Annotated in this window: 14 protein-coding genes; 7 read left to right on the top strand and 7 right to left on the bottom strand. The window is 68.9% G+C overall.

Annotated elements, in window-relative coordinates:
- The first annotated feature begins 290 nt into the window (after positions 1 to 290).
- The gene (gene parC / locus AC3WQA_RS06470) at positions 291 to 2,528 is read left to right on the top strand and encodes a DNA topoisomerase IV subunit A (RefSeq protein ID WP_492674247.1); all 2,238 of its coding nucleotides are present in this window, start codon (positions 291 to 293) and stop codon (positions 2,526 to 2,528) included.
- Positions 2,529 to 2,722: 194 nt separating this feature from the next.
- On the top strand, positions 2,723 to 3,163 hold the full coding sequence (locus tag AC3WQA_RS06475; protein ID WP_492674248.1) for a hypothetical protein: 441 nt from the start codon (positions 2,723 to 2,725) through the stop codon (positions 3,161 to 3,163).
- A gap of 19 nt (positions 3,164 to 3,182) precedes the next feature.
- On the opposite strand, the gene pdxH is transcribed toward AC3WQA_RS06475, so the two are convergent.
- Entirely contained in the window at positions 3,183 to 3,770 is a 588-nt protein-coding gene (gene pdxH / locus AC3WQA_RS06480; RefSeq protein ID WP_492674249.1) for a pyridoxamine 5'-phosphate oxidase, read from the bottom strand.
- A 136-nt stretch (positions 3,771 to 3,906) separates the two neighbouring features.
- Here pdxH and AC3WQA_RS06485 point away from each other — a divergent pair, with 136 nt between their 5' ends.
- Entirely contained in the window at positions 3,907 to 4,746 is an 840-nt protein-coding gene (locus AC3WQA_RS06485) for a kinase (protein ID WP_492674250.1), read from the top strand.
- 222 nt (positions 4,747 to 4,968) lie between these two features.
- Here the strand turns inward: AC3WQA_RS06485 and AC3WQA_RS06490 are convergent, their stop codons facing one another.
- Positions 4,969 to 5,304, bottom strand: coding sequence for a YbjQ family protein (locus tag AC3WQA_RS06490; RefSeq protein WP_492674251.1), 336 nt, complete (start codon positions 5,302 to 5,304; stop codon positions 4,969 to 4,971).
- A 26-nt stretch (positions 5,305 to 5,330) separates the two neighbouring features.
- On the bottom strand, positions 5,331 to 6,164 hold the full coding sequence (locus AC3WQA_RS06495; protein ID WP_492674252.1) for an SDR family oxidoreductase: 834 nt from the start codon (positions 6,162 to 6,164) through the stop codon (positions 5,331 to 5,333).
- A 27-nt stretch (positions 6,165 to 6,191) separates the two neighbouring features.
- Here AC3WQA_RS06495 and AC3WQA_RS06500 point away from each other — a divergent pair, with 27 nt between their 5' ends.
- The 4 genes from AC3WQA_RS06500 (at position 6,192) to hemE (ending at position 9,304) form a co-directional block, all read left to right on the top strand.
- Positions 6,192 to 6,746, top strand: a complete 555-nt coding sequence (locus AC3WQA_RS06500; RefSeq protein WP_492674253.1) for a shikimate kinase — start codon at positions 6,192 to 6,194, stop codon at positions 6,744 to 6,746.
- Positions 6,743 to 7,840, top strand: coding sequence for a 3-dehydroquinate synthase (gene aroB, locus AC3WQA_RS06505; RefSeq protein WP_492674254.1), 1,098 nt, complete (start codon positions 6,743 to 6,745; stop codon positions 7,838 to 7,840). Before AC3WQA_RS06500 ends, aroB begins: the two co-directional genes overlap by 4 nt.
- Positions 7,841 to 7,971: 131 nt before the next feature.
- Entirely contained in the window at positions 7,972 to 8,232 is a 261-nt protein-coding gene (locus AC3WQA_RS06510) for a WGR domain-containing protein (RefSeq protein ID WP_492674255.1), read from the top strand.
- Between the two features lies 1 nt (position 8,233).
- Positions 8,234 to 9,304 carry a uroporphyrinogen decarboxylase gene (hemE, locus tag AC3WQA_RS06515; RefSeq protein ID WP_492674256.1) on the top strand — a complete coding sequence of 357 codons (1,071 nt, stop codon included), beginning with the start codon at positions 8,234 to 8,236 and terminating at the stop codon, positions 9,302 to 9,304.
- Between the two features lie 51 nt (positions 9,305 to 9,355).
- Here hemE and AC3WQA_RS06520 read toward each other — a convergent pair whose 3' ends face one another.
- The 4 genes from AC3WQA_RS06520 to AC3WQA_RS06535 all read right to left on the bottom strand — a co-directional run bounded on the left by AC3WQA_RS06520 (position 9,356) and on the right by AC3WQA_RS06535 (position 12,116).
- Complete coding sequence (locus AC3WQA_RS06520) at positions 9,356 to 10,489, bottom strand: acyltransferase family protein (RefSeq protein WP_492674257.1); 1,134 nt, start codon at positions 10,487 to 10,489, stop codon at positions 9,356 to 9,358.
- Between the two features lie 272 nt (positions 10,490 to 10,761).
- Positions 10,762 to 11,007, bottom strand: a complete 246-nt coding sequence (locus AC3WQA_RS06525; RefSeq protein WP_492674258.1) for a hypothetical protein — start codon at positions 11,005 to 11,007, stop codon at positions 10,762 to 10,764.
- Between the two features lie 131 nt (positions 11,008 to 11,138).
- On the bottom strand, positions 11,139 to 11,573 hold the full coding sequence (locus AC3WQA_RS06530) for a hypothetical protein (RefSeq protein ID WP_492674259.1): 435 nt from the start codon (positions 11,571 to 11,573) through the stop codon (positions 11,139 to 11,141).
- Between the two features lie 165 nt (positions 11,574 to 11,738).
- Positions 11,739 to 12,116 (bottom strand): hypothetical protein, encoded by a 378-nt coding sequence (locus tag AC3WQA_RS06535; protein ID WP_492674260.1) that lies wholly within the window; start codon positions 12,114 to 12,116, stop codon positions 11,739 to 11,741.
- Positions 12,117 to 12,158: the final 42 nt, after the last annotated feature.

The following is a 12,158-nucleotide window of genomic DNA, read 5'->3' on the forward strand; positions in this document are numbered from 1 at the left end:
CTGGGCCTCCAGGCCGCTGCCGACGGCGGGGCTTTCAGTGAAGATGTGATGCGTGGCGCCAGTGCGAGCCGGCGGCAACCTGTGTCAGACGGCATCTCCTCAGCTGGCCTTGTTGAGCCGGTGTGGCTGGCTCGGAGCAGGGTGCGAACCGCGCCCGGAGACCTCATCCAGCGGTGCCGTCGGTGGTCGGGGATCGGCCGGTGCACCGCCGTCAAGCTGTCCCCCACCCTCCCGATCTGGCACCATCGTCCGGCTATCCGCGCGACGCGCGCGCCTGTTGACGTCACCGCATGAACCTGCAAGCCAATTACGAACAGATCCCGCTGAAGGAATACGCCGAGCGGGCCTATCTCGATTACTCGATGTACGTGGTGCTGGATCGCGCGCTGCCCTTCGTGGGCGACGGGTTGAAGCCGGTGCAGCGGCGCATCATCTACGCGATGAGCGAGCTGGGGCTGGCCGCCAGCGCGAAGCCCAAGAAATCCGCGCGCACCATCGGCGACGTAATCGGCAAGTTCCATCCGCATGGCGACAGCTCGTGCTACGAGGCGATGGTGCTGATGGCGCAGCCGTTCTCGTACCGCTACCCGCTGGTCGACGGCCAGGGCAACTTCGGCTCGCCGGACGACCCGAAAAGCTTCGCGGCGATGCGCTACACCGAATCCAAGCTCAGCCCGATCGCCGAGGCGCTGCTGGGCGAACTGGGCCAGGGCACGGTGGACTGGGTGCCGAACTTCGACGGTACGCTGGAAGAACCCAGTTGGCTGCCGGCGCGCGTGCCGCATGTGCTGCTCAACGGTTCGATGGGCATTGCGGTGGGCATGGCCACCGACATCCCGCCGCACAACCTGCGCGAGCTGGTCACGGCCTGTATCCGCCTGCTGGACGAACCCGAGGCCACGGTGGCGCAGCTGTGCGAGCACGTGCTGGGGCCGGACTATCCCACCGAGGCGGAGATCATCACCCCGCGCGCCGAGCTGCTGGCGATGTACCAGCACGGCACCGGTTCGGTGCGCGCCCGCGCGGTGTTCCAGCGCGAGGAAGGCAACATCGTCATCACCGCGCTGCCGCACCAGGTCAGCCCGTCCAAGATCCTCGAACAGATCGCCGCGCAGATGCGCGCGAAGAAGCTGCCGATGATCGAGGACCTGCGCGACGAGTCCGACCACGAGAACCCGATCCGCCTGGTGCTGGTGCCGCGCTCCTCGCGCGTCGACGCCGACGAGCTGATGCCGCATCTGTTCGCCACCACGGATCTGGAAAAGAGCTTCCGCGTCAACCTCAACATGATTGGTCTGGACGGCCGCCCGCAGGTGAAAGATCTGAAGAAGATCCTCGGCGAATGGCTGGCCTTCCGCACCTCCACGGTGACGCGCCGCTTGAATCATCGCCTCGCCAAGGTCGAGCGTCGCCTGCACCTGCTGGAAGGCCTGCGCATCGCCTACCTCAACCTGGATGAAGTCATCCGCATCGTGCGCACCGAGGACGAGCCCAAACCCGTGCTGATGGCACGCTTCGCCTTGAGCGAAGAGCAGACCGACTACATCCTCGAAACCCGCCTGCGCCAGTTGGCGCGGCTGGAGGAGATGAAGATCAACGCCGAGCGCGACCAGCTCGAAGAGGAGCGCGCGCGCATCAACGTGCTGCTGAAATCGCCCGCCAAGCTCAAGAGCCTCATCAAGGACGAGCTGCGCGCCGATGCCGAGAAATACGGCGACGCCCGCCGCTCGCCGCTGGTGGAGCGCGCGGCCGCGCAGGCGCTGGACGAGAGCGCGCTGGTGGCCAGCGAGCCGGTCACCGTGGTGTTGTCGAAGATGGGCTGGATTCGCGCCGCCAAGGGCCACGACGTGGATGCCGAAGGCCTGAACTACCGCGAGGGCGACGGCCTGCTCGCCGCGGTGAAGGCGCGCACCACCCAGCAGATCGCGGTGATCGACGCCACCGGCCGTGCCTACTCCACACCGGCGCACACCCTGCCCTCGGCGCGCGGCAACGGCGAGCCGCTCACCGGCCGCTTCAGCCCACCCGCCGGCGCCAGCTTCGATGCGCTCACCGCCGGCGACAACGACACCCGCCTGGTGCTGGCCACCGACTACGGCTACGGCTTCGTCACCCGCTTCGAGGCGCTCACCGGGCGCAACAAGGCGGGCAAGCAAATCATCAGCTTGAGCGACGGGGCGAAGGTGCTGACGCCGCAGGCCAGCGTCGACCCGGCGCGCGACCGCATCGTGGCGGTCACCACGGAAGGCCACCTGCTGATGTTCTCGGTGGCCGAGCTGCCCGAGCTGGACAAGGGCAAGGGCAACAAGCTGATCGAAGTGCCGAAGAAGCAGCTGGCCGAAGGTGAGCGCGTGGTGGGCATCGCCGTGGTCGCCGAAGGCAAGGGCGAGGTGACACTGTATGCCGGCGCACGCAAGCTCACCTTGAAATGGGCGGATCTGGTGGAATACGGTGGCAACCGCGCCACCCGCGGCAACCTCTTGCCGCGCGGCCTGCGCCACGTCGAACGGATCGAAACCAGCGGTTGAAGTGAACCGGCCCCGGTAGAAGCCCGCTGGCGGGCGATACGCCTGTCCTGATCCATCAGAGCAAAGGCATCGCCCGCCAGCGGGCTTCTACCACTGGCGATGACTGAACTTGTGGCCACGCCACCGTTCCAACATCGGGATGTACACGCCGACGCGGCTCTGCGCGTTGGTTACGCGACAACCCCGGAGCATGCATGAACGCCCCACGTCTTCTTTCCGCCCTGCTGGCCACGCTTCTCGCCCCAGCGGCATGGGCGCAAAACGCCAGCCAGCCGCTGAATCTCAAACTGCCGGCCAGCGACCTGCCGCCATCCAGCCTGCCCGCCACCAGCGCGAGCAGCGCCAAGCCCGCCAGCAGCGCACCCGGCGCGTACTACGGCGACACCAGCGGCCGCATGAGCGACACCGGCGAGCGCGACGCCCGCGCGCAGCCTTGCAACGACGCCAGCTACAACCAGGCGCAGGTGCACGGCAGCGTGGGCATGGGCGTGATGGCCGGCAACCACCTGAGCGGCAGTTACCAGACCGGCGCGGTCGGCGTGACCAGGAACCTGGGCGACTGCGACGACCCCAAGGGCAGCGTCGGCTTCTCCATCAGCGTGGGCCGAGGGCAGTTCCACGGGCGCGGGCACTGAACCGGCGCCTGCCGCGGGCTCAGGGATACAGCAGGCGGTGCGTCCAGGTCTGGCCGTGGCGGCTCCAGCGCACGCGCTCGTGCAGACGGAACGTCGCGCCGTACCAGAACTCCAGCATGTCCGGCTCCACCAGGAAGCCGCCCCAGTGCGGTGGGCGCGGTACGTCGCGGCCCTCGAACTCGTGCTCGTAGCGCGCCACTCGCTCGTCGAAGGCCTGCCGGCTCGGCAGGCTCTGCGACTGCAGCGAGGCCCAGGCGCCGATCTGACTGCCGCGCGGACGGGTAGCGAAGTAGGCGTCGGATTCCTCCGGCTGCAGCTTGCGCGCCGCACCCTCCACGCGCACCTGCACGCCGGCGCGCAGTTGCTTCCAGTGGAAGCACAACGCCACCTGCGGGTGCGCCACCAGTTGGCTGCCCTTGTCGCTGTCGTAGTTGGTGTGGAAGCGGAACCCGCGCTCGTCCACCCCCTTCAGCAGCACGATGCGCGAGGCCGGTCGGCCGTCGGCATCCACGCTGGCCAGGTTCATCGCCGTGGGTTCGGGCTCGCTGGAGGCCTGGGCCTCCTCCAGCAACTGCCGGAAAGTCTGCAGGATTTCGGGGCTCAGCATGGCGGGGAAACTTTTTCCTTGAATCGTGGCGCGCTCGCGCCATCATGTGACGGATGAAACCAGCGCATCTTAACCCAATCCCCCATCCCGCCCGTGTCCACGGCCGCCTGCGCCCGCCCGAAGCGGAAGGACAGCGATGAGCGCGCCCAAGCCGCGCCTCGCCGCGCCCAATGCCTTGCTGGCCGGGCACCTGCTGGATCAATACGCGGGGCGTATCGCGCGCTCCAGACGCCCCTACATCATCGGTCTGTCCGGCCTGCAGGGCAGCGGCAAGAGCACGCTGGCGCGAGAAATGAAGGCGCAGGCCGAGGCACGTGGCTGGCCCACCGAGATCCTCTCGCTGGACGACTTCTACTACTCGCGCAGCGAGCGCGAGCTGATGGCGCAGCAGATCCACCCGCTCCTGCGCACGCGCGGCGTGCCCGGCACGCACGAGATCGAGCTGCTGCTCTCCGTGCTGGCCGCGCTGCCGCAGGCCTCGGAGCGGTTGCCGGTGGCCTGGCCGCGCTTCGACAAGGGCCGCGACACGCGCATGCCGCCCTCGCGCTGGTCGCGCGCCACCCATCCGCCGCAGTTGGTGATCGTGGAAGGCTGGGCACTGGGCATCCGCCCGCAGGTGCAGGCCGCGCTGGAAGATCCCATCAACGCGCTGGAGCACGATGAGGACGCCGACGGCAGCTGGCGTCACTGGGTCAACAAGCAGTTGCGCGGCTATCAGCCGCTGTGGCGCAAGTTCGACGCGCTGGTGGTGCTGCAGGCGCCCGGCTGGGAAGTCGTGCGCCACTGGCGCGGCCAGACCGAACAGGAACTCCTGGAACGTCGCGCCCCGCTGGCGATGGACGCCGCCACCCTGACGCGCTTCCTCGAACACTTCGAGCGCTTGAGCCGGCACGCCCTGGCCACCTTGCCCGCGCTCGCCGACAGCGTGGTGGAGTACGACGACGCGCGGCACATGACGGGGCTCACGCACGCGTGACGTGCCCTTCTCCTCTCCCTCCGGGAGAGGCGCTGGGAGAAAGTTCGGTGCACGGCGAAATACAACCACCGCCTTGCCTGGTGCCGGAAAAGTGCTTCCTGCACTTTCCCGGCTCGCCCGTCCCGGTGAGGCTGAACCGGGCTCCGCGGGTCTATCACCAAGGCGATTGACCCGCGCGCCATCCACCCGCGGATCGCGCGTAGCAGGTCGCCGCACGACCCGCTACGCCGGCACCACCTGCACCGCGGTGCCATAACTCAGCACTTCGGTGACGCCCTCGGCCACGTCGTTGGCGTCGTAGCGCATGCCGATCACCGCATTCGCGCCCATCGCGGCGGCGTGCTGCAGCATCAGCTCGAAGGCTTCCTCGCGCGCCTTCTCGCATAGCTCGGTATAGATGGTGATGTTGCCGCCCACCAGGGTCTGCAAGGCGGCGCCGATATTGCCCACCACCGAGCGCGAGCGCACGGTGATGCCGCGCACGATGCCCAGGGTGCGATTGATGTTGTAACCGTGCAGTTCGTTGCCGGTGGTGACCATGCCGTGGGGAATTGCCATGCCTGCTGCTCCGCCGTGATGGGATCTCAAGTATCCAGCAAAGCCGCGTACCCGGCGCGGGCATCCGGCCACGCGGGCACCCAGCCGCTGGCGCGCAGGCGAGTGTTGCAGAGCCGCTTGCTGCCCACGCCGACCGGCGCCGGGCCAGCGCCTGGCGGCGACGCGTCGATCAGGCGGGCAAGCACGTCGTACAACTCATCCAGTGGCAGCGGCGTGTCGTCCACGCCCAGGTACAGGGGCGCGGGCGCAGGCAGGCGCAACAGGTGCACGATGGCCGCCACCGCATCGTCCACGTGGATGCGATTGGCCCAGTGCGGCGTCCCGCGCGGCACGCGCGCGGCGCCGGCGCGCAGGCGTTCGATCAATTGCAGCCGCCCCGGCCCGTACAAGCCGGCGAGGCGCAGCACGGTGGCGGGCACCGCCTGCGCAGCCAGCCACTGCTCGGTCTCCAGCAGCAGCGTGCCGTTGAAGCCCAGTGGTGCGGGCGGGGTCGTCTCATCCACCCAGCCGCCATCGTGCTCGCCGTACACCGCACTGGAGGACACCAGCAGCACTTGCCGCAGTGCGCGCCCATCCAGCGCCTCCAGCAGGTGGCGCAAGCCGTCCACGAACAGCGCGCGGTACGTCACCCGGTCGCGCATATCGGGTGCCGGCAGGTACACCACGCGGTGGACGTCGCGCGGCAAGCCCTCCAGCGTGGCCGGTGCGGTGAGGTCGCCGCCCAGCCAGTGCAGGCCGGGCGGAGCCTCGCGTGGCGGGCTGCGCCGCAGCGCCCACACCTCGTCGCCCGCCGCCAGCAGCCGCGCGGCCACGCGCAGGCCAAGGTCGCCGCAACCAGCCAGCACGATGCGTTCAGCCATCCAAACGTCTCCTGTTAAAGTGGCGGGATGAATCCCTCGCGCAACCTGTTCCTGATCGGCCCCACCGGCGCGGGCAAGACCTCGCTGGGGCGGCGCCTCGCCGCGCATTATGGACTTGCGCTGGTGGATCTCGACCGCGAGATCGAGCGCCACACCGGCACCGGTATCGCCACCATCTTCGACCTCGAGGGCGAATCCGGCTTCCGCCACCGCGAAAGCACCCTGCTGGCCGCCCATGCCGCGCGCGACAACGTGCTGATCGCCACCGGCGCCGGCGCCGTGCTCGACGCGGGCAATCGCCAGCAACTGGCCGCGCACGGCTACGTGTTGTGGGTGCAAGTCGACATCGAGCAGCAGCTGGAACGCCTGGCGCGCGACGGCTCGCGCCCGCTGCTGGCCGGCGGGGATCGCCGCGCCGCACTCGCCGCCATGGCGGCGGTCCGCGAGCCGTTGTACCAGGCCTGTGCCGATCTTGCCCTGCCCGCCATCCACGGCGCCACCGCGATGGGCAACCAGGCCATTGCGCTGCTGGATCGCCACTGGCAACGCCCCCCGGCGCCCATCTCCACGGCCACCGCATGAACTCCGCCATCGCCACCATCGACGTCACCCTTGGCACGCGCAGCTATCCGGTCTGGATCGGCCGCGGCCTGCTGCTCGACACCGCGCGCTGGCGCGCGCGCCTGCGCGGCAAGCATGTGCTGGTGGTGAGCAACACCACGGTAGCGCCGCTGTACCTCGAACGCGTGGCACAAGGGCTGGATGGCCTGCACTGGTCCAGCTTCCTGCTCGACGACGGCGAGGCGCACAAGAGTTTCGCCAACGTGGAACGCGTGCTGGAAGCGCTGGCGAAACTCGGCGCCACCCGCGACGCCTGCGTGCTCGCGCTGGGCGGCGGCGTGGTCGGCGACCTGGCCGGCTTCAGCGCGGCGTGCTGGATGCGCGGCATCGACTTCATCCAGATGCCGACCACTCTGCTGGCGATGGTCGACTCCTCGGTCGGTGGCAAGACCGGCGTCAACCTGCCGGCCGGCAAGAACCTCGCCGGCGCCTTCCACCAGCCGCGCGCCGTGGTGGCTGATATCGACACGCTGGCCACCTTGCCCGAGCGCGAGTTCCGCGCCGGCCTGGCCGAAGTCGTCAAGGGCGCGGCGATCAGCGACGCACCCTTCTTCGCCTGGCTGGAAGCGCACGCCGATGTGCTGGCGGCGCGCGACGACGACGCCGTGATCGAAGCCATCGCGCGCAAGGTGGCCTACAAGGCCGGCGTGGTGGCGCGCGACGAAACCGAACAGGGCGAGCGCGCCCTGCTCAACTTCGGCCACACTTTCGGCCACGCGCTGGAAACCGCCGGCCGTTACACCACGCTGCTGCACGGCGAAGGCGTGGCCGTGGGCATGCTGCTCGCGGCGCGGCTGTCCGCGCAGCTCGGCATGAGCACCGCCGCCGACACCGCGCGTCTGCAGCGCCTGCTCGACACGCTGGGCCTGCCCACCACCGTGCCGGCGGGCTTCGATCCGCGGCAACTGCTCGCCCTGATGCGGCTGGACAAGAAGAACACCGCCGACACGCTGCGGCTGATCCTGTGGCGCGGCATCGGCAAGGCGGAGATCGTGAGCGGCGTGGCCGAGGCCGAGGTGCTGGCCACATTGCGCGAAGCCACCGCGTCTGCGTAGGAGCGCACTTCGTGCGCGAACGCTTTTGCCCCAACCCGGCACCAGAACAGGAGCGCACTCCGTGCGCGCCTACAAAGCCGTGGCCGCCCCTGTAAACTGTGCGAACCGGCTCACGCCCAACGCCTCGCCCCATGCGCCTCTACCTGCAAAATCTGCCCGGCAACGCCGAGCCGCCACGCTACGTCCAGATCGTGCTGGAACAGGATCTCCTGGGTGGCTGGACGCTGTACCGCGAGTCGGGCACGCAAGGCGGCAAGGCCATGCTCAAGCGCGAGCAGTTCCTGGAGCGTGACGCGGCCATGGCCGCGCTGGAGAAGGCGCGCGATGCGCAGCTCAAGCGCGGCTTCCGCCTGATGTTTGCCCAGGGCCTGGAAGGCCCGCACGGACATTGACATGCACGCCCCCCTGAAGAACGACCGCTTCCTGCGCGCGCTGCGCCGCGAACCCACCGACACCACGCCGATCTGGGTGATGCGCCAGGCTGGCCGCTACCTGCCCGAGTACCGCGCCACCCGCGAGCGCGCCGGCAGCTTCATGGGGCTGGCGCAGCACCCCGAGTTCGCCTGCGAAGTGACGCTGCAGCCGCTGGCGCGCTTCGAGCTCGACGCCGCGATCCTGTTCTCCGACATCCTCACCATCCCCGACGCGATGGGCCTTGGCCTCAGCTTCGCGCAGGGCGAAGGCCCGCAGTTCGCGCACCCGGTGCGCAGCGCCGCCGACATCGCGAAACTCGCCGTGCCCGACATGGACGGCGAGCTGCGCTACGTGATGGACGCGGTGCGCCTGATCCGCCGGGAGCTCGATGGCCGCGTGCCGCTGATCGGCTTCGCCGGCAGCCCGTGGACGCTGGCCTGCTACATGGTGGAAGGCCATGGCTCGCGCGACTTCGCGCGGCTCAAGGCGCTGTGCTGGAACGAACCCGCGCTGGCGCACCAGCTGCTGGACGTGCTGGCGAAGAGCGTGGCGAGCTACCTCATCGCGCAGGCCCACGCTGGCGCGCAGGCGCTGATGGTGTTCGACAGCTGGGGCGGCATGCTCGGCCCGGCGCCGTTCCGCGAATTCTCGCTGCGCTACCTGACGCAGATCGTGGCCGCGCTGCAGGCCGATGCGCAGGCGCGCGAGCTGCCAGTGATCCTGTTCGCCAAGGGCGCCAACGCCAGCCTCGCGGCGATGGCCGACAGCGGTTGCGCCGCGCTGGGCGTGGACTGGACGATCGATCTCGCCGACGCGCGCCGCGCGGTGGCCGGCAAGGTTGCCTTGCAAGGCAACCTCGACCCCGCCGTGATGCGCGCCAACCCCGCGACGATCCGCCGCGAGGCGCGCGCCGTGATGGACAGCTACGGCGAACCCACCGGCCACGTGTTCAACCTCGGCCACGGCATCACGCCCGAAGTCGACCCCGAGTACCTCAAGGTGCTGGTGGACGAAGTGCACGCCTACGGGCGCGTGCTGCGCGGCGGCTGAGTCGACGCATCAGGCTGCCGTCGCCGCGTCCGTCATCGCGCGCGGTACGATTCAGCGGCCACGCAACCAGCGTTCGCACGGTGCGGACAACCCACGTTCCACCGCCACGCCCAGCAGCCAGCACAGGCCCAACGCGGGCAAGTACCACAGCCAACCCAGTGCCGGATCGCCGCCCCAGGCGTGATACATGTGCACCAGCGCGAACACCACGAACATGTGGCTGAGATAGACCTCGTAGCTCAGGCGTCCCCAGGAACGCAGCCAGCCGAAGCCGCGCCACGGTCGCATGCGGCCATCATCGGCACGCCAGCGACAGCACAGCAGCAGGCATAGGCTGGAACAGGTGAGCACCAGCATGTAGCCGTCGCGCAGCCAGTGCCACAGCGCGCCGCCGTCCAGCAGCACCGCGCCCAACCCAAACGCGCCCAGCCAGCCCAGCAGCACGATGGTGCGCGGCGGCGGGCGGCAAGCCTCGGCCAGCAAGGCACCGAGCACGCCAGTGGCGATGGCCGCCATGCCGGGCAGATAGGCTTTTTCCAACCAGATCTCGTTGCCGTGTAGCGCGGCGCGCGACCACGGCAGGGACAGGGCGAGCAGCACCAGCGGCGGCACCAGCAGCGAGCGCCGGCGCAGCAGTAGGCAGGCCAGCGGGAAGCCGAGGTAGAACGCCTCCTCGATCGACAGCGACCACAACACGTCCCAGTTGCCGGGCAGGTAACCCGTAACGCCCTCGTACCAGTTGAGGTGCAGGCCCAGCGCCGACAGCAACGCGCGCGGCAGCGACTGCCCAACACGATGGATCACGAAGTCTTGCACGCCGAGCAAGTGCAGCGCGCTCAACACCGCGAGCAGGGCCAGCAGGCAGGGCACGATGCGCGCGAAACGCCGCGCATAGAACGCGCGTGCGTCGATGGCCGCAAGGCTGCCCCAGCGGCGCAGCACGTTGCCGGCGATCAGGAAACCGGAAATCACGAAGAACACGTACACGGCCTCGTAGCCGTTCCAGTTCAGCCGGTTCAGCAGCCAGCCCGGCTGTACACCGGCCAGCGCGGTTTTTTCCAGTGGGATGCGCAGGCCGAGGTGGTTGAACACCACCAGCACGATGGCCAGGCCGCGCAGCAGGTCGATGCCGTGATTGCGGGAGGCCACATCGCGTACCCCCGTCGATACCATCGCCTCGCCCATGCGCCGCACTCCATCGTCGTCGATGCGCGATGGTGGCGGCCGGGCGCCAGGCTGACAAGCGCCCGCCGGCACCCGACCGATGCGATGACACCCGCCGCCAGGGCAACGCGTGCCCCGCGTTCAGAGCCTGCAAAAATCCTGCATCGTGCGGAATTTTTCATCGACGCGTCCGACGCATGCCCGGACGCGCCTCCCTGAATCGACCGTGGGCATGGCTGATTCACGACCGGCCATTCATCGCCGGGCCGAGAGTTTGAAAAAATCGCAAACGCTCAGCCGCACGAACCGCAGCAAGTGCTGCCGCCGCTGATATGCACCGGGCGCTCCAGCACGCGCACGCCGCAATCCAGGCTTTCCAGCTTGGCCTGTACCTGCGCCACGGCGGCCGTGGTGAGCACTTCCAGCCGGCTGTTGGCCGCATCCAGGGTGACCGTGGCGTGCGTGTCCAGCGCGCGCATCGCGCTGGCGAAGGTGGCGGCGTCGAGACGGCTGCCGGGGCCGGAAAGTTCGAACTGCATCGTGGATTCCTCGCATGGGGTGACTGGCACGTGCCAGCCCGGCATGATGCCCAGCGCGCGTCTGGCGCCCCCTGATCTGCGTCAACCGGGCCGGTGCCTGCCGCGGCGGGCCAGCGATTTTTCACCGGCGCTCAATATGCGCTGGTGCTGATGCGCTGGGCACTCCAGTCGCCGAGGTCATCGCTGCTGGCGAGGGGCATCCACGTCCCACTGATGCGGCCGTGGTCAATGGTGCCGTCGAAGTGATCCTCTTGCCCGTTCAGCATCAGGTCGAAGCGGATGCTTCCACGCGACACGTCCAGATGGGTGAGCCGCTGCTCCGGGCTACCGGCGAAACGTGCCCACCCGTGGGTAGCCCGGCGACCACCACCCGACTCGACGCGCAGGGAAAACGGCTCGCTGCTGCCATTCTCATGCTGCAGCGTGGCTTGCCAGGTACCCCTCGCGTTCCACGCCGCATACATCGGCCACCACATCAGGCAGAGGGCAAGGAGAACCGCTATAACTATCGCCCGGTTGGCTAGGCCGGCATTGGCCCATGCACTACGCATTTCGTCGATCCGCATGGATGACCCCTTCAGACAAGTGTGCCGGCGCTTGCCGGCACGCCATGTTACCCGCCACCCAGGCGCAAGATCTCGTCGCTGATCGCAACCAACTCGCCAGGTACACCCCTCAATCAGGCAAGCGGGTATCGGCTCACCCTAGCGGGGCGAACCCGTCCCGCCGACTCACCGCTGGTGGTGAATCCAGTGCACGAAGACGCCGTTGGCGCGGTCGTCCGCGCGGAAGCCCTCGCGACCATCCACCACGGTGCCCCAGGTCGCGCTGAGGGCGCCGGCCACGATGCGATCCACCCGCACGTGCTCGCCCTTGGGGATGCTGAAGCGGGTTTCCACCACCATCAGCCGGTCGCGCTCGTAGACCAGGGTGGCCAGCCGCCCGGCGCCGGCGCCCCAGCCTACGAACAACTCGCAGGCCGCCGGCGAGTACACGCCGCGGTTGTCTAGGCCCCAGCCCTGGGTCTTGTCGAGCAGTTTCTGGAGATCCGGATTGCTCCAGTCCACGCTGTTGCCCGACGGTGGCTTCAGGTGATGACTCATGTCCATGCCGACCTCCGGACAGCCCGCAAGTTCACAGCACGATGACGA

Source organism: Rhodanobacter sp. FW106-PBR-R2A-2-24 (assembly GCF_058789615.1).